Consider the following 16,523-nt stretch of genomic DNA (forward strand, 5'->3'; position numbering starts at 1 on the left):
CAGGCCAAACAGCAGCACCGAGATCCCGTACACGCGCGCCGAGCGTCGGCGCTGCGCCATGCAGGCCTGGCGCAGCGCCGGGTCCAGCGGGCAGGGCGCGTGCCGCTGCTGCCACTGCGCCGCGCCCCCCAGCGCCAGCATGCAGCGCGCCGCCGCCGAAGACCCACGCCGCTGTGCTCGCTGAGCCAGACGATCGGCGGGAACACCGTCACCAGCGTCGCCAGCGCCGCGCACCGGCGCCCAGCGTCACCAGCAGCGCCGGCAGCGCGCAGCACACCAGCGTGGACGTGCCGGCGAACAGCGCCAGCCACGACGTGGCCCGCCGCGCCGTTGCTCGGCGCTGCCTCGCTGCCCGGGCCGGCGGCGTCGAGGCCGGCCACCTCAGCGCCCCTGGCGCGGGGCGCGCGTCTCGGCGCGGATCTGGGCCACCGTCTGCGCCACCGTCTCGGTGGCGACGACCTCGTAGCCGGCTTCGCGCACCTCGCCGGCCACGCGCTCGGCGTTCAGCGTCTGGCCCGGCCGCGGCTCGACGGCGACGACCTTGTTGCGCAGGTCGATGAACACCGGGCCGGCCTCGGGCAGGGCCTTCAGACGCTTCTCGATGCCCTGGGCGCAGAACGAACAGACCATGCCGTTGACCTGCAGCTTCAGGCTTTGCGTGGCCTGCGCCAGCGCAGCGCCGGCCGGCAGCCACAGGGCGACGGCCAGCACGGCCAGGGCGCCCAGGCGGGCGGGGTTCGAGGGACGGGAACGTGCTTGCATGGAGCATCTCCTTCAAGGATGAATGCGGATGTCAGGAAGACGTGAGGGGCGGCACAGCGCGGCGGCTGTCAGTACGCCCACATCAGGTTGAACTGCGTGCCTTCGCGGTTGCGGCCGAGTTCGACGAACACGCCACGGTGGATCAGCCGCAGCATCGGCGTGACTTCGTCGCGCGAGCCGGTGGTGGTGCGCGTGCGCCGCGACTCGACGAGGAGCCAGGGCTGCACCTGCTCGTAGTCGACCTCGTAGAACGAGAAGCCGGCGCGCACCCAGGCGGTGTCGTGGCGCAGCCCGCTGCCCCGCTTGGGCTCGACGCCGGCACCGGCGTACAGCCGCGTGGTCTCGACGTCGGCCATCACCGCGGGCGACCAGAAGCCGCGCGACCCCGCCCAGCCGTGGCCGCGCGCCTGGCCGACCGCACCCACGAACCACAGGTTGGCCTGCGCGTGTGGCAGGTTCCAACGATGGACGAGGCGCGTGTACGTCAGGGCCAGCGACTCCCGCTCGTGCATGCGGGCGTGAACCCCGGCGTGCACAACCGGCTCGTGCCAGCGGGCGGCCATCGCGCCGAAGGCGTCGCGGCCGGTGACGGCGTAGTTGACGGCGGCATCGCGCTCGCCGCTGCTGTGGGTGTCGATCATCGCCATGACGCTGCCCTCGCTGGCCATCGGCAGCGCATGGGCCGCCGGTGCGAACGCAAGGGCCAGTCCGGAGACGGCGGAAGCGCCCAGCCGTCGCAGACGGCCAGGCTGGGCAGGATGGCGCATGGAGAAAACGGGCCTGGGAGCGTGGGCGGCCCGGTGCGGGTTCAGGAAGGCGGCGCAGGAGGCGGCACGCAGCGGTGCCGCCGGGGCTCGACCTTCAGCCCCGGGGGGGCCTGAACAGCAGCTCGAGCGCGCCTTCGGGGGCGGCGCCCCGCGCCGCCAGGTGCAGCGCGTTGCCCAGGGGGGCGGGCGACGCCGGGCTTGCGTCGGGCGCAGCGAAGACCGGTGCGCAGAACAGGCAGAGCCCGCAGGCGCCGCCGTGGTCTTGGGCGTCGCTGGCAGAGCCCTCATCCGCGGCGCCATGGCAAGGCGGCAGGCCCGCGCTGACGGCCGGCGCCGGCCACGCGGTGCCGGGGCTGGCCATCATGTCGGCGGCAGCCCACGCGCGCAGAGGCATCAGCGCCACCAGCAGCCACAGGCAGGCCAGCACCCACGCCGAGCGGCGGGGCCGGCTGCGGAGGCTGTGCGGGGCCATTGGCAGAACGTTCACAGGCAAAAGCGTAGCAAAGCCGGCACGAACAGGGGCGCCGATCAGGACTGGCCCACGATCGAGGCCGTGGCCATCAGCTCGTCGAACAGCGCCAGGCTCACGCGGCCGGACACCGCGAAGGGGTCCAGCATGGGCATCGCCGAGTACTTCAGCAAGAGCGTCGGGTTCAGACGCGACAGGTTCACCTGGCCCATGGTCCAGCCGGCGAAGCGGCGCTCGCCGACCTCCTCATAGGTCATGAGCTCCACCTGCGTGTGGCGCGGATCGGCGGCGATGCGGTTGTAGAGCTGGTTGACGGCGCTGCGTCCGCCCTCGAGCACCTGCAAGAAGATGCCCTCGCTGAAACAGAGCACGCCGGTGATGCCGAGGCCCGGGTTGTTGGCCTTGCTCTTCTTGAGGATGGCCACCAGTTCGAGCTGGTCGACCGAGGCGACGGCACGGCTGGCGTAGACGAGTCGGACGAGCATGGGGTGAACTCCGTTCAGGCCTGTTTGCGCGACAGCAGCGACAGGAACTCCCGCCGCAGGTTGGCGTCCTTCAGGAAGGCGCCGCGCATGACGCTGTTGACCATGGCGCTGTCGGTGTCCTTGACGCCGCGCCAGTGCATGCAGAAGTGGTCGGCTTCCATCACCAGGGCCAGGCCGTCGGGGCGCACACGCTCCTGCAGCTCGTTGGCGAGCATGGTGACGGCCTCTTCCTGGATCTGCGGCCGGCTCATCACCCAGTCGGCGATGCGCGCGTACTTGCTCAGGCCGATCAGGTTGCTGTGCTCGTTGGGCAGGATGCCGATCCAGACCTTGCCGAAGATCGGGCACATGTGGTGGCTGCAGGCGCTGCGCACGGTGATGGGGCCCACGATCATCAGCTCGTTCAGGCGCTCGACGTTGGGGAACTCGGTGACGCTGGGCATGGGCTGGTAGCGGCCGCGGAACACCTCGTCGACGTACATCTTGGCCACGCGCTTGGCCGTCTCGTGGGTGTTGTGGTCGCTCTCGGTGTCGATGACCAGCGCCTGCAGCACCTCCTGCAGCTTGGCCTGGACCTCGGCCTTGAGCTCGCTGAGCTCGCCCTCGCGCACGTGGGCCGAGATGTTGTCGTTGGCGTGCCAGCGCTGGCCGGACTGCACCAGGCGCCAGCGGATGCGCTCCGACGCCGGCAGCGCGGCGAGTTCCTCCTCGCTGCGGAAGATCCGCGGCGGGACTTGCTTGAGGGTCGTGGCCATGGCGGGGCGGGACGGCGTGTCCCGGGCTGGGGGAGGAGTGCGACATTCTGCGCCCGGAATGTCAACTTTGCTTGACGCACTGCCCTGACGCCGAAGTGCCTAGACTCCGTCGATGACCAGCCCCCACGGCCCGCCGCTGGCCCGCCTGCTCGAGGCCACCGCCGATGCCGTGGCCGCGGTGCGCGGCGGCCGGTCGCTCACCGAGGTCCTGGCGCGTGTGCCGGCCGAGTTGCGGCCGGGCGTGCAGGCACTGGCCTTCCACGCGCTGCGCTGGCTGGGCAGCGCCCTGGGCCTGCGCGAACGGCTGGCGCCCAAGGCGCCGCCGCCACCCGTCGATGCGCTGCTGCTGGTGGCGCTGGCGCTGTTGTGGCCCGCGGACGAGGCCGACACCCCGCCGCCCTATCCCGAGCACACGCTGGTCGACCAGGCCGTGGCCGCCATGCAGCAGCGGGCCCCGGCGGCCGCGGCCTTCGCCAACGCGGTGCTGCGCCGCTTCCTGCGCGAGCGCGATGCGCTGGTGGCGGCGGTGAGGCATGCGCCGCTGGGCGCCTTCAACCACCCCCTGTGGTGGATCGAGCGGCTCAAGCGCGACTGGCCCGGGCAGTGGCAGCCGCTGCTGCAGTCGGCCAACCGCAAGCCGCCCATGACCCTGCGCGTGCACGCCCGCCGCGGCAGCGGCACGGCCTACGTGCAGCGGCTCGCGGCCCTGGGCCGCGGCGCCACGCTGCTGGACGACCCGCCCTGGCAGGCCCTCGGTCGCGGCCAGGCCGTGGTGCTGGACGAGCCCTGCCCGGTGGCGGCCCTGCACGGCTTTGCCGAGGGCGAGGTCTCGGTGCAGGACGCCGCCGCACAGCGCGCCGCGCCGCTGCTGCTGCACGGTGGCGACGGCGCCGCCCCGCTGCCGCCCGGCGCCCGTGTGCTCGACGCCTGCGCGGCGCCCGGCGGCAAGACCGCGCACCTGCTGGAGCTGGCCGAGCTCGAGGTGCTGGCGCTGGACAGCGACCCAGTGCGCCTGGCGCGGGCGCAGGACACGCTCAAGCGCCTGCAGCTGAGGGCCGAGCTGAAGGCCGGAGACGCCCGTCAGCCCCGCACGTGGTGGGACGGCCGGCCCTTCGACGCCATCCTGCTGGACGCGCCCTGCACCGCCAGCGGCATCGTCCGCCGCCACCCCGACGTGCGCTGGCTGCGCCGGGCCGACGACGTGCACGCCCTGGCCCAGGTGCAGGCCGAGCTGCTGGAGGCGCTCTGGCCGCTGCTCAAGCCCGGCGGACGCCTGCTGTACGCCACCTGTTCGGTGTTCCGCGACGAGGGATCGCGGCAGATCGACGCATTTCTGCAACGCCCGCGGCCCGGCGCCCCCCGGCTCGAGAGCGCTTCGCCGGGCCATCTGCTGCCCACCCCCGACAATGCACCGAAGGGAGTCCCGGCCCGCGGCGCCATGCTGCAGGACGGATTCTTCTACGCACTGATGCACAAGACCTAGAGCCGCCTCGCCACACGCCGCGCCATGCCAGCCACGCCCGGGCTTTGTCACGCCACGCCGCAGGGCCCCGGCCGCATGCGGGGTGCCGGGCTGGGCCGGTGGCTGGCGTGCGGCCTGGCGTTGCTGCTGGCCTTGACCGTCCTGCCCGTGGCGGGGCAGGGCGTCGAGCTGCTGACGCTGCGGGCTGCGCGCAGCGACGGCGCCATCGGGCTGGAGTTCAGCGCCCGCGTGGCCTTGCCACGCGCGGTCGAAGACGCCCTGCAAAAGGGCGTGCCGATCTACTTCGTGGCCGAGGCCACGCTGATGCGCAACCGCTGGTACTGGCGCGACCAGCGGGTGGCCCGCGTCACGCGCTCGTGGCGGCTGGCCTTCCAGCCGCTCACCGGCGCCTGGCGCGTCAGCCTTGGCGGCCTGAACCAGAGCCACGCCTCGCTCGAAGAGGCGCTCAGCGCCGTGTCGCGCAGCGGTGGCTGGCGGCTGATCGAGACCGAACGGCTGGACAAGGACGCCAGCTACTACCTCGAATTCAACTACCGGCTCGACAGCTCGCAGCTGCCGGGCCCGATGCAGTTCGGCCTCGGCGGCGGCAGCGACTGGGCCGTCGGCGTGTCGCGCACCCTGCGCATCGACGCATGACCTCCTCCCAGCGCTGGTCCTGGCTCGTCAGCGGCGTGGCCACGGTCGGGGCGCTGCTGGTACTGGCCTTCGTGCTGGGCTTCGCCACACCCGAGAGCCGCTTCCACGAACGCGGCTTCGTCTGGCTGTTCTGGGTCAACGCCGTCGTCGCCGCGTTGCTGGCGCTGGTGGTGCTGCTGGTGGCGCTGCGCCTGCTGATCCGGCTGCAGCGCGGCAAGTTCGGCAGCCGGCTGCTCATCAAGCTGGCCGGCATCTTTGCCCTGGTGGGCGTGCTGCCGGGGGTCGTCATCTACACCGTCAGCTACCAGTTCGTCTCGCGCAGCATCGAGGCGTGGTTTGATGTGCGGGTGGCCGGCGCCCTCGACGCCGGGCTGGCGCTGGGCAAGGGCACCCTGGATGCGCAGGCCCTGGACCTGCTCACCAAGACCCAGGTCGCGGCCGGGCGCCTGGGCGAGGCCGGCGCCGGGCTGTCGCCGCTGGCGCTGGAGCGGCTGCGCGAGCAACTCGGCGCCAGCGAGGTGAGCCTGCTGGGCGCAGGCGGTGCGGTGTTGCTCACGGCCGGCGGCGCCACGGCCCTGGGCCCACCCGAACGCCCGGGTGCGGCGCTGCTGCGGCAGGCGCGCGCCGAGGGGACGGCCCGCGCCGTCGAAGGCCTGGACGACGAGGCGTTGACCGACCCTGCGCAAGGCCCGCGCGTGCGCGCGCTGGCGCGCGTGCAGCGCAGCCAGGTGGCGCTGTCGCCGGGCGAAGAGCGCTTCTTGATGGTGACGCAGCCGATCCCGCGGGCTCTGGCAGCCAATGCGCTGGCGGTGCAGGCGGCGTACAGCGAGTACCAGCAACGCGCGCTGGCCCGTGACAGCCTGCGCCGCATGTACGTCGGCACGCTCACGCTGACGCTGGTGCTGGCCGTGTTTGCTGCCGTGCTGCTGGCCATCGTGCTGGGCAACCAGCTGGCCCGGCCGCTGCTGCTGCTGGCCGACGGCGTGCGCCAGGTGGCGGCCGGCGACCTGACCGAGAAGCCCGTCTTCAAGAGCGCCGACGAACTCGGCGGCCTGACCCGCAGCTTCGCCGACATGACCGCGCAGATGGCCGACGCACGCGGGCAGGTGCAGCGCGGCATCGGCGCGCTCGAGGCCGCGCGTGGCCGCCTGCAGACCATCCTGGACACGCTGACCGCCGGCGTCATCGTGTTCGACCGCGACGGCCGCATCGACACCGTCAACCCGGGCGCCACGCGCATCCTGAAACGCCCGCTCTCGGTATGGCGGGGGCGCCGACTGTCCGAGCTGCCGGAGCTGCAGACTTTCGCGCTGGCCGTCGAGCAGCGCTTCGAGCTGCTGGCCACCAGCCCCGAGCTCGGCGAGCGCGACCAGTGGCAGGAGAGTTTCGAGCTGCAGCGCGGCGACGGTGCGCTGCTGAGCCTGCTGGTGCGGGGTGCCGTGCTGCCCGGCGAGCAGCGGCTGATGGTGTTCGATGACATTTCCGAGGTTGTCTCCGCCCAGCGCAGCGCCGCGTGGTCGGAGGTGGCGCGCCGCCTGGCGCACGAGATCAAGAACCCGCTGACGCCGATCCAGCTGTCGGCCGAGCGGCTGGAGCACCGGCTCGGCCCCAGGCTCGAAGGCCCCGACCAGGCGCTGCTGACGCGCAGCGTGCACACCATCGTGAGCCAGGTCGACGCGATGCAGCGGCTGGTCAACGAGTTCCGCGACTACGCCCGGCTGCCCGCTGCGCGGCTGGCGCCGCTGGACCTGAACACCCTGGCGCAGGAGGTGCTGGCGCTCTATGGCCAGGCCCAGGACAACGGGCTTCTGGTGGCTGACCTCGAGCCCGGGCTGCCGTGGATCCACGGCGACGCGACGCAGTTGCGCCAGGTGATCCACAACCTGGTGCAGAACGGCCTCGATGCCGTGGTCGACCGGCCCGACGGCCAGGTCGAGCTGGTCACGCGCAGCGCCCGCGGCGAAGACGGCGCGCTGCGGGTGGTGCGGCTGGCGGTCGTCGACAACGGCCCGGGATTCGCGGACAAGGTGCTCAAGCGCGCCTTCGAGCCCTACGTCACCACCAAGACCAAGGGCACGGGCCTGGGCCTGGCGGTGGTGAAGAAGATCGCCGACGAACACGGCGCCCGGCTGCGGGCGGCCAACCTGCACGCGGGCGACGAGCCCGACGCGCCGGTGACGGGGGCGCGCGTTTCGCTATCATTTTCCCGGTTCGCCGAGGCAGCGCCGGCCCTGCCCGGCCCGGGCCGACCCGCCATCATCAACGCAACGGGTGCGGACGGCAGCCCCCAGACACCCTAGGACTCATGGCAACCATCTTGGTCGTGGACGACGAGCTCGGCATCCGGGCGCTTTTGTCCGAGATCCTCACCGACGAGGGACACACGGTCGAGTTGGCCGAAAACGCCGCCGAGGCGCGCCAGGTGCGCGAGTCGCTGCGGCCCGACCTGGTGCTGCTCGACATCTGGATGCCCGATGTCGACGGCGTGACGCTGCTCAAGGAGTGGTCGTCGGGCGGCCAGCTCACGATGCCGGTGATCATGATGAGCGGCCACGGCACCATCGACACTGCCGTCGAGGCCACCAAGGTCGGCGCCAGCGCCTTCCTGGAAAAGCCCATCACGCTGCAGAAGCTGCTGCGCGCCGTTGATCTGGCCCTGGTCAGGCCCGGTCAGCGGGCGCTGGCCGGCGCAGCCCCGCCAGTACTGCCGGCGGCGACGCGGCCGCTGCAGCGGGTGGGCGGCTTTGTCGCCGACGACCCGGTGCCGGGGTCGGGCCCGCCCCCCACGCCCGCCGCAGCGGTGGCGGGCGCGCCGCATGACGGCCTGCGCGCCGAGCAGATCTTCAACCTCGACCGGCCGCTGCGCGAGGCGCGCGACGCCTTCGAGAAGAGTTACTTCGAGTTCCACCTGGCCAAGGAAGGCGGGTCGATGACGCGCGTGGCCGAAAAAACCGGCCTGGAACGCACGCACCTGTACCGCAAGCTCAAGCAGCTGGGCGTGGACCTGGCCCGCAGCAAACGCGGCGCCGCCTGAAGCCGGGCGCGCGGCGTGCCCGCGCTATACTGTCGGGCTTGGTTCACGCCAGGGCCTGGTAGCTCAGTTGGTAGAGCAGCGGATTGAAAATCCGCGTGTCGGTGGTTCGATTCCGCCCCAGGCCACCACCAAACACTCGTTTGCATCAGAAGAGGGACACAGCGTGCTGTTGTCCCTCTTTTCATTTCAAAGAGGACTTCGCCGCTAGCCTTAACACTGGTTCCAAGGCCGCCCGCAGTCGAACCACGATGGCAGCCAGGGGCTCGGGGGCGAGTTCGTTCTTCTTGAGGAATGCCTGCCACAGTGCCTGCCGTGATGTGTCGAGCGCGAACTCGTCGGTCATGCCGACCGGCAGTGCGGCTGGTACGGCCATGCCGCGCCGCTCGAAAGTGGCCTTCACCGCTTGCGCCTGCAGATCGATGTCCAGGGATTCGCGCTCCAGCAGCACCGACAGGTCGAGGTAATCCTTCATCCGACTGTTGGTCATGCCCAGAAGCGCGATGGCGTGGAGCTTTTCCGCGATGACGGTGTAGACGGGATAGGTGCGCAGGCGAGGCGCAGGCAGGTCATCCAGCAACACCGGATAGATCGAGTCCACCGGAGCCGGTGTGACCGCATCGCCGAAGCCGACGTCGATCTGCATCTTGCATCGCGCCTTGGCCAGCTCGCCGCCGATGAGGATGCGCGCCCCGGCGTATCCGGCGTCCTTGCGAATTTCTTCGGCGACGACCGAGGCCGGGTCAAACTCGATGCCGTCGTCCACGGCAACGCTGGCGATGTCACGGAAGGTCTGGGCCACGGATTCCAGATCGCTCGCGCCGAAGCCCAGCAGGTCGGCATCGCGCGTGGCCCGGTGCGGCATGTCGTACCAGAGCGTGAACAACAGCGCGCCCTTGAGCAGGAAGCGATCCGCGTGCTCGGATTGGCAGAGGCGATAGAGGATGCGCTCCAGCGCGAAACGCACCAGCACCTGATTGAAGTCCACGCCCTGCGCTTTGGCGACGTTGAGCAGGCGGGCGCGCACGGAAGCCGCGACGTTGCTCATTCGAAGGCCTCCAGGTAGGGGCGCATCACGTTGGCCACGCGGCAGACCTTCGCGTAACGCCACAGGTCGTCCGCCGTTGCCTTGCGCTTGGCGCGAACGTCCTTCAGCGCCTCCAGCGCCACGTCCAGGCCGATTTTGTTGCGGTGCTTGAAGCAATCCACGACCGTCTTGGCCGCGCCGTACACCCGCAGCTTCACCCCGTCGCGCAGGTGCTCCTCGACGCCCGCCGTGTAGACGTCACCGGTCATCTGAACCATCTTGACCGGCGGATAGTCGATCCGGGGCGCGTGGCTACCGCGCGGCATGGCGATCCAGATCTGGCGCGGCAGTTGTGTGGTCAGTTCGTGGAATTGCAGCGCCGTGAGCAGGCAGAACACGGCCTGCGGCACCTTGGTGGCGACGTTCACGAGACTTTCGAATTCCGATCCCTGCGCATCCGGCAGGCGGTACAGCCCGCGTCCAACCCTTTCCAGAACGCCAGCGGCGGTCAGGCGCGTCAGGACGACCCGGGGTGCATCGATGGCGTCCAGATCGCTGGCGCGCAGCAGCCCCTTCTGGTTGGCCAGATCGAGGACGCGCTGGGTATGGGTGTCGGCGAGCATGGTAGGAGCATGTTCCGTTTATTCGTCCAATGCAAGATTTCGACGAAAAAAAGGAACAGCTTCATACAGCCGTGCCCGGTTCCATTTTTGGAGATCGAACCGCAGACCGTCGCAGCCCGAACCAGCGAGGAAGTGCGCGGGGGCGCTCGCTTTTTCCCCGGACTTCCGCATGGTGTCCAATCACGCCCATGGTATCCCTGCTTCTACAGCAGGGAGGTTTCCTGTAGTGGGGAACTGCACCACCACCCCATTTCTGCGGGTTTGCGAGGAAGTGGTCGGAATCGGTAGGGGTCCAGTTCGAGCGTTGCTCCTGCCTACCCAACCCGATACGGCGAACCGCATCGCTCGGCAGGTCGAGGAATCAAGGACGTGCGCGTGCGCCGCCTGACGCCAGTCGGACAAGGCGCTCCGACTCGGCACGTGCTTCGGCCAGCAACTGCCCCCAGTCCGACGGCGGGCGACCACTGTCGAGCATCCTGCGAAACACCCGGTAGGCCTCGTCGGCGCTCTCGTAGGCCCGCAACGTGCCCTCGTCGTTGACCCAGGCGAACACGATCACCTTGGCCTGCGCGTGGAACCGGAAGAACAGCCGATGCTGCTGGAAGAACCTGGCCCGGAACCAGTGCTTGTTCTCGTCGCCGAGCGTGTTGCCCTGGCGGTACTCCGGCCGGGCAGGGTCCTGCGGAATCACCTCGACCGCCAGCTTGGCAATGGCAGCCAGGCGCTTGGCGGCGTTCTTCTTGACGTAGCCGGCCCGGTCCTTGCGCTTGAGCGCCTCGACCTGTGCGGTCAGGGCCTCGAGTTGGTCAAGAAAGATCGGGTGGGCGAAGAGGGTCCAGCCGTTGACGACCAGCGGCCTGACCTCGCCCGTTCGGCCGCTCATTCATCGTCCGCCGGCAGCGGCGCGCCCAGATCGACCTCGACACCGCCGACCAGCGCCTGGATGCGCTGAGCCAGGCCCGCATCCACGGCCTGGAGCCGCTCGGGGTGCTCGGCCAGGTCCCGGGCGAGGAAGCCGAGGAACGGCACCAGTGCAGCATCGTCACTCTCGCCGGCGGCCGCGCGCGTGAGCACGACCTCGCCGTCAGGACGGATCGTGTAGTGGATCTTGTCGCGCTTGCCCAGGCGCAAAGCCCGGCGCACCGTTTCAGGCACGGTGGTCTGGTAGCGGTCGGTCAGCGTCGATTCGACTTGCATGGTGGCGGGCATGGCGTTTCTGCAGCTGGGATGCTCGGCGCAAAGAGTAATGCATGTGCATGTCTTTTTCAATGCATATGCATTGTCTGTCTGACATCGCACCGGCAGCGATGCCAGAGACCAGGGCCATGACCAGTAGTCGCCTCGATACCGCTGATGCCCGCGGAGTGCGCAGCATCACCGCGCATCTCCGAGCCTGGAAGCAGTGCAGTTCCCATCGCGATAGGCGTGCCCCACCCAAAATCTTTTTTGTACATCAAGGACTTGCAGATGAAGGCGGGCTCCCAGGGGTTGCCATTTTTGCTGCCCAGGGGCGTTTTCTGCAAATCCCTGCAAGTCGTCCCGCGGGACGGGCGCAGAGATGTGGTGAGCGCCCATCGGAGGCAAGTCTCGCTGAGTGCCGCGAGGAACGCGCCAGCTGACGGGCGTGTCATGTGCACAATCCCAAACACAAACAACTCAGTGACTGTGATTGCATACTCGATGTGTTGACGGTCTTGCGCCGAAATAGCTGGCACGCCTGCGCATGGCCCGGCGGATTCGGCAGGCGGACGCCGCCACCCGGGCTGGGCTCTCCCGCTCGACAGCCGTGCTGCTTGAAAAGGGAGACCTCAGCCGCGCCCAGGCCCAAATCCTTCGCTACCTGGAGGCGATTGCGCCGGGGGTGAGCCTGCTGTCGCTCCTGAAGGAGGACGACCCGTCGCTGCAGGCGCTGGCCGCTCGCGAGACCACCCAGCGTGTCCGCGCCTTGAGCAAGACCGAGCTGGAACGTCTGGCCTTCTGATGGCGCGCAAAGAGTCCTTCGAGCTGGACCCGGTGAGCCTGGCGTTCGCGGGCCGTGAGGGCATCAAGGGCAAGGTGCTTTTCCCGGTCAACGGGCGGGGCGAGTTCGGTGGCATTCGAGACGCCGCCCCGACGCCTGGGGACGCCGCGTCATCGAGGCCCGGCTGAAGGTGCCCGCCAACAGCCTGATGGAAGTGCAGTACCTGCTGCACGCCGGAGGCGACCGCGTGGGTGCGCTGGACGTGCGGGAGACGCGCAGGAGTCCCGATTCGCCGTCCGCCTGCGACATGCACGCGCTGCAGTACGTGCTGCAGGCAGCAGAAGACGTCGAAAACGGCGCCCCCGTGCCGGCCAACCTCGAGAACTTCCTGGGCGCCGGGCCCTCGGCGGGCGGTGCGCGGCCCAAGGCCGCTGTGCGCGACGACGAGGGCGCGCTCTGGCTGGCCAAGTTCCGGCCAAGGGGGATCGCTTCGACGTGGCGCGGGCAGAGACCTGCGCCCTGGAACTTGCACGCCGCTGCGGCCTGGCCGTGCCCGAGGTGCGCTGCCTGGACCAGGGTGGTCGACCGGTCATGCTCATCCGCAGGTTCGACCGCTGCTGGGTCCCCGCGAACGAGCCCTTGCCGGAAGGCGCTTTGCAGGACACCCGGCCTGGCGACGGTCGGGTGGCAGGGCGGCTGCCCTTCGTCAGCGGTCTCACGTTGGTGGCTTGCAGCGAGCCCGAGTCGCCGGATAAGGCCTACGCGGACCTGGGCCGCGCCATCCGCCGGTACGTCCATCCCACCATGGTGAGGGCCAACGCCGAGGAGATGTTTGCGCGCATGGTGCTCAACATCTTCGTCACCAACGACGACGACCACTTGCGCAACCACGGCTTCGTGCGCAACCCGCGGCTCGGCGGCTGGGTGCTAAGCCCCCTGTACGACGTGGTGCCTCGCCCCGTCTTGGCCCGCGAGCGCCGGCTTCACCTCGGGGTGGGGGAGCAGGGCAAGCTCGCCACCCTGGACAACGCCCTGAGCCACTACGCCGCTTTCGTGCCGGAGCGCCCGAGGGCGGTGGGCATCATGCGCCGGGTCTGGGGCGGGGTGCGGCAGTGGAAAACCTGCTTCGAAGAGCACGGGGCGGCCGGCGGCGGCCACGAGGCTGCGGCTTGACCTGGATCAGCCCGCCGTCAGCGGCCGAGCGCATCATGCGGCCGTGGCGGCGAAGTTCATCCCCATCCAGCCGGCGGCTGTGGCAGTTCTTGTGCCGGTCGTGCCCGAGCCCGCGCTGGTCGGTCCGGCCGAGACCCTCCAGCGCGTGCTGCACGGCCTGCAGGGCGTGGTCGACCGCGAGGGCGTGAACCTGGTCGAGCGGCACTGGATCCGCTCGCTGAGCGTGCAGGACGGCGAGGCCGACCTGACGCTGACGCTGTCGCCCCGCAGCGGCGAGGCGCGCGAGTTGATGGAGCGCAGCTTCGGCGTGCTGCGCCGCCTGCTGCCCGACACCGACGTCTACGTGCACCACGCCTGAGCCTGCGCCGCAGGCTTAGTCAGTGGTCACTCCGCCAATGGCGCCGTGATGGCGTCGATGCGCGCCATCACCTCGGGCGTCAGCCGGTCCAGCAACGCCAGCGCGCCCAGGTTCTGCCGCAGCTGATCCAGCTTCGAGGCACCGGTGATCACGGTGGACACGTTCGGGTTCTTCGCCACCCAGGCCAGCGCCAGCTGCGCCAGCGTACCGCCCAGCTCGGCCGCGATCGGCTGCAACTGCGCCACCGCGGCGTTCTTGGCGGCGTTGGTCAGGCCATCGCGCAGGAAGGCCATGTTCTCCAGCGCGCCGCGGCTGCCCTCGGGGATGCCGGCCTGGTACTTGCCGGTGAGCAGGCCGCTGGCCAGCGGGCTCCACGTCGTCAGGCCGAGGCCAAGGTCGCCGTAGAAGCGCGCGTACTCCTGCTCGACGCGCTTGCGGTGGAACAGGTGGTACTGCGGCTGCTCCATCAGCGGCTTGTGCAGGTGGTGGCGCTCGGCAATCTCCCAGGCGGCGCGGATGTCGGCGGCCGGCCACTCGCTCGTGCCCCAGTACAGGGCCTTGCCCTGGGTGATGAGCTCGCTCATCGCCCACACGGTTTCTTCGATCGGCGTGTGCGGGTCGGGGCGGTGGCAGTAGATGAGGTCGATGTGCTCGAGCTGCATGCGCTTGAGCGAGCCGTCCAGCGCCTGCATCAGGTACTTGCGGTTGAGCGTGTCCTTGCGATTGACGGCCTCACCCTGGCGGTCGAGCCCCCAGAAGAACTTGGTGCTGACGACGTAGTTCAGGCGCGGCCAGGCGAGCTTCTTCAGCGCTTCGCCCATGATGGTTTCGCTCTTGCCGCCGGCGTAGACCTCGGCGTTGTCGAAGAAGTTGATGCCGGCGTCGAACGCCGCGGCCATCATCTCGACCGCCTGCCCGGTGTCGACCTGGTTGTGGTAGGTCACCCAGGAGCCCAGCGAGAAGGTGCTGACACGGAGGCCACTGCGGCCGAGGCGGCGGTATTGCATGGTGTTCGGTGGCCGAGAGTGCGTGGGAAGGGCCGCGAGCGTAGCGGGTTGCAGGGCGGAGCGGAAGCTTCCCGGCGCGCTGAACGTCAAGCCACCGACGCTGGACGCGCCGGTGTTCGAGCGCATGGGCATCTCGATGAGCCCGCCGAAGCGCCACTGCCCTACAGTGGCGCTCGGCCCTGATCACCTGAAGCGCCTGGCGGGAGGGCCAGGCCGCTGCTGATGCCGGCCGCCCCACCCGCTGCGCCCCAACAGGTTCATCACGATGAAGGCACGCGCCCGCTCCCTGCCCGCGACCGCCGCCGCGCTGGTGTTGCTCGGCAGCCTGGGCGCAACCCGCGCCGACACCGTCAACGCCCGCTGCGACATCTATCCCAAGGGCTCTGACACCGTCTCCAAGGTGGTGGCCTGCACCTACTCTCAGCGCCAGGGCCACGTGGCCATCGACCGCGCCGACGGCGTGCGCCACGAACTCAGCCCGCAGGGCGCGATCGGCCACTACATCGACGAGAAGGGCAAGAAGGCCATCCGCAGCCAGGGCCTGGGCAGCAAAGGCCAGATCTACCGGCTGGCCGGGGAGTCGATCTTTGTCTACTGGGACACCGCCGGCATGCCCGGCGGCACCGAGGCCAAGCCCGCAGATGCCAGGTCCGGCAAGTTGCCGCCCGCCGCACCGCCGCCGGTGCCGTTCGACCAGACGCTGAAGCTGCAGGGCATCAGCTTTCGTGTCGCCAGCGCCAACAGCGGTTCGATCAACGAATTGAAGATCGTGCCCAGCGGGCTGAGGATCGACAACGCGCCTGTCGTGCGCGCCATCGAGGGCCAGATCACCCGCGCCGAGGTGGCCGACCTCAACGCCGACGGCTCGCCCGAGGTGTATGTCTACATCAGATCGGCCGGCTCGGGCTCGTACGGCACGCTGGTTGCGTTCAGCGCCAACAAGCGCAAGTCGCTGAGTGAGATCCACCTGCCGCCGGTCACCGACAACGCCCGGGCCGCCCGGGGCTACATGGGCCACGACGACTTCGCAGTGGTCGAGGGCACGCTGGTGCGGCGCTTTCCGGTCTACAAGGACGGAGACCACAACGCCGCACCCAGCGGCGGTGTCCGCCAGTTGCAGTACAAGCTCAGGCCCGGCGAGGCGAACTGGCAGCTCAAGCTCGACCGCGTGGTCGAGTATTGAGCGGCGTGCCGGCAAGTCCATCGGTCGCGCCCACCGATGAGGCGGTGCAGGCCACGGCCGGTCGCGGCGGCGACAGCGGGTGCGGGGGCGTTCATCAAGAATGCATGCCATGGGCATGCTGCATCTCGTGCGCCACGGCCAGGCGCGTTTCGCCAGCGACGACTACGACCGCCTGAGCGAACTCGGCCAGCGTCAGTGCCACGCGCTCGGCCGCTGGTACGCCGCGCGCGGCCAGCGCTTTGGCGCGGTCATCACGGGCACGCTCACGCGGCACCGGCAGTCGCTGGCGGCGCTGGCCGAGGGCCTGGGCGCGCTGCCGGCAGCCACCGAGTTTGCGGCACTCAACGAATACGACAGCGAGGCGATGCTGCGCGCCGCGCTGGCGGAACCGACGCTGGCGCCGCCCGGGCCCCTGCCCGCACCGACCACCGCCGATGGCTACCGCGCGCATTTCCGCCTGCTGCGCCAGGCGCTCGCGGCCTGGACGGCCGGTACGCTGAACGTGCCCGGCATGCCAGCGCACGCCGAATGGCGCGCCGGCATCGCCACCGTGCTCGAGCACGTCCGCACGCAGACCGAGGGCGACGTGCTGCTGGTGAGCTCCGGCGGCCCCATCGCCTCCGCCACCGCGCTGGTGGTGGGCGCTGGCGGCGACGCCTGGGTGGCCTTGAACCTGCGGCTGCGCAACAGCGCCCTCACCGAGTTCGCCCTGAGCCCCCGACGGCCGGTACTGCACAGCTTCAACACGCTGCCGCACCTGCACACACCCGAGCAGGCCGATTGGGTGACTTACGCCTAAGCCTT

The 16,523-nt window shown here is 70.1% G+C and carries 18 protein-coding genes, 1 tRNA gene and 1 pseudogene; 10 read left to right on the plus strand and 10 right to left on the minus strand.

Translation table 11 applies throughout. The features are described 5' to 3' along the window. Positions 1–381: 381 nt before the first annotated feature. The 5 genes from KA711_04055 to KA711_04075 form a co-directional block, all read right to left on the minus strand. Entirely contained in the window at positions 382–762 is a 381-nt protein-coding gene (locus tag KA711_04055) for a heavy-metal-associated domain-containing protein (protein ID MCM0608153.1), read from the minus strand. Between the two features lie 68 nt (positions 763–830). Then, the gene (locus KA711_04060) at positions 831–1,493 is read right to left on the minus strand and encodes a hypothetical protein (protein ID MCM0608154.1); all 663 of its coding nucleotides are present in this window, start codon (positions 1,491–1,493) and stop codon (positions 831–833) included. 130 nt (positions 1,494–1,623) lie between these two features. After that, positions 1,624–2,016 (minus strand): hypothetical protein, encoded by a 393-nt coding sequence (locus KA711_04065; GenBank protein ID MCM0608155.1) that lies wholly within the window; start codon positions 2,014–2,016, stop codon positions 1,624–1,626. Between the two features lie 41 nt (positions 2,017–2,057). After that, a complete protein-coding gene (locus KA711_04070) occupies positions 2,058–2,483 on the minus strand; it encodes a BLUF domain-containing protein (protein ID MCM0608156.1) in 426 nt (141 codons plus the stop codon). Between the two features lie 14 nt (positions 2,484–2,497). After that, the gene (locus KA711_04075; GenBank protein MCM0608157.1) at positions 2,498–3,238 is read right to left on the minus strand and encodes a GTP cyclohydrolase I; all 741 of its coding nucleotides are present in this window, start codon (positions 3,236–3,238) and stop codon (positions 2,498–2,500) included. A 112-nt stretch (positions 3,239–3,350) separates the two neighbouring features. Between KA711_04075 and rsmB the strand changes: the two genes are divergently transcribed. From rsmB to KA711_04100, 5 genes are all read left to right on the plus strand, one after another. Beyond that, positions 3,351–4,721: a 16S rRNA (cytosine(967)-C(5))-methyltransferase RsmB gene (gene rsmB, locus KA711_04080; GenBank protein ID MCM0608158.1), complete on the plus strand. Its 1,371-nt coding sequence runs from the start codon at positions 3,351–3,353 to the stop codon at positions 4,719–4,721. Positions 4,722–4,796: 75 nt separating this feature from the next. After that, positions 4,797–5,357, plus strand: a complete 561-nt coding sequence (locus tag KA711_04085) for a DUF4390 domain-containing protein (protein ID MCM0608159.1) — start codon at positions 4,797–4,799, stop codon at positions 5,355–5,357. Next, the gene (locus KA711_04090; protein ID MCM0608160.1) at positions 5,354–7,657 is read left to right on the plus strand and encodes a HAMP domain-containing protein; all 2,304 of its coding nucleotides are present in this window, start codon (positions 5,354–5,356) and stop codon (positions 7,655–7,657) included. Before KA711_04085 ends, KA711_04090 begins: the two co-directional genes overlap by 4 nt. Positions 7,658–7,662: 5 nt before the next feature. After that, entirely contained in the window at positions 7,663–8,391 is a 729-nt protein-coding gene (locus KA711_04095) for a response regulator (GenBank protein ID MCM0608161.1), read from the plus strand. 52 nt (positions 8,392–8,443) lie between these two features. Then, a tRNA-Phe gene (locus KA711_04100) sits at positions 8,444–8,519 on the plus strand. Positions 8,520–8,572: 53 nt separating this feature from the next. Here the strand turns inward: KA711_04100 and KA711_04105 are convergent. The 4 genes from KA711_04105 to KA711_04120 form a co-directional block, all read right to left on the minus strand. Further along, a complete protein-coding gene (locus KA711_04105) occupies positions 8,573–9,436 on the minus strand; it encodes a nucleotidyl transferase AbiEii/AbiGii toxin family protein (GenBank protein MCM0608162.1) in 864 nt (287 codons plus the stop codon). After that, entirely contained in the window at positions 9,433–10,038 is a 606-nt protein-coding gene (locus KA711_04110) for a type IV toxin-antitoxin system AbiEi family antitoxin domain-containing protein (protein ID MCM0608163.1), read from the minus strand. Before KA711_04110 ends, KA711_04105 begins: the two co-directional genes overlap by 4 nt. A 361-nt stretch (positions 10,039–10,399) precedes the next feature. Next, on the minus strand, positions 10,400–10,921 hold the full coding sequence (locus KA711_04115) for a type II toxin-antitoxin system YhaV family toxin (protein ID MCM0608164.1): 522 nt from the start codon (positions 10,919–10,921) through the stop codon (positions 10,400–10,402). Further along, positions 10,918–11,247, minus strand: coding sequence for a type II toxin-antitoxin system PrlF family antitoxin (locus KA711_04120; protein MCM0608165.1), 330 nt, complete (start codon positions 11,245–11,247; stop codon positions 10,918–10,920). Before KA711_04120 ends, KA711_04115 begins: the two co-directional genes overlap by 4 nt. Before the next feature lie 514 nt (positions 11,248–11,761). Here KA711_04120 and KA711_04125 point away from each other — a divergent pair. The 3 genes and pseudogenes from KA711_04125 to KA711_04135 all read left to right on the plus strand — a co-directional run bounded on the left by KA711_04125 (position 11,762) and on the right by KA711_04135 (position 13,529). Further along, entirely contained in the window at positions 11,762–12,019 is a 258-nt protein-coding gene (locus tag KA711_04125) for an XRE family transcriptional regulator (GenBank protein MCM0608166.1), read from the plus strand. Next, a pseudogene (locus tag KA711_04130) lies at positions 12,019–13,171 on the plus strand (type II toxin-antitoxin system HipA family toxin). The gene KA711_04125 and the pseudogene KA711_04130 overlap by 1 nt, the downstream one beginning before the upstream one ends. 43 nt (positions 13,172–13,214) lie before the next feature. Next, positions 13,215–13,529 carry a DUF59 domain-containing protein gene (locus tag KA711_04135; protein MCM0608167.1) on the plus strand — a complete coding sequence of 105 codons (315 nt, stop codon included), beginning with the start codon at positions 13,215–13,217 and terminating at the stop codon, positions 13,527–13,529. 26 nt (positions 13,530–13,555) lie between these two features. On the opposite strand, the gene KA711_04140 is transcribed toward KA711_04135, so the two are convergent. After that, positions 13,556–14,536, minus strand: a complete 981-nt coding sequence (locus KA711_04140; GenBank protein MCM0608168.1) for an aldo/keto reductase — start codon at positions 14,534–14,536, stop codon at positions 13,556–13,558. 265 nt (positions 14,537–14,801) lie between these two features. Between KA711_04140 and KA711_04145 the strand changes: the two genes are divergently transcribed. Next, a complete protein-coding gene (locus KA711_04145) occupies positions 14,802–15,719 on the plus strand; it encodes a PliI family lysozyme inhibitor of I-type lysozyme (protein MCM0608169.1) in 918 nt (305 codons plus the stop codon). 109 nt (positions 15,720–15,828) lie between these two features. Then, the gene (locus KA711_04150; protein MCM0608170.1) at positions 15,829–16,518 is read left to right on the plus strand and encodes a histidine phosphatase family protein; all 690 of its coding nucleotides are present in this window, start codon (positions 15,829–15,831) and stop codon (positions 16,516–16,518) included. The last annotated feature ends 5 nt before the right edge of the window (positions 16,519–16,523 follow it).

It is taken from the genome of Ideonella sp. WA131b (assembly GCA_023657425.1).
Lineage (GTDB): Bacteria > Pseudomonadota > Gammaproteobacteria > Burkholderiales > Burkholderiaceae_C > Rubrivivax.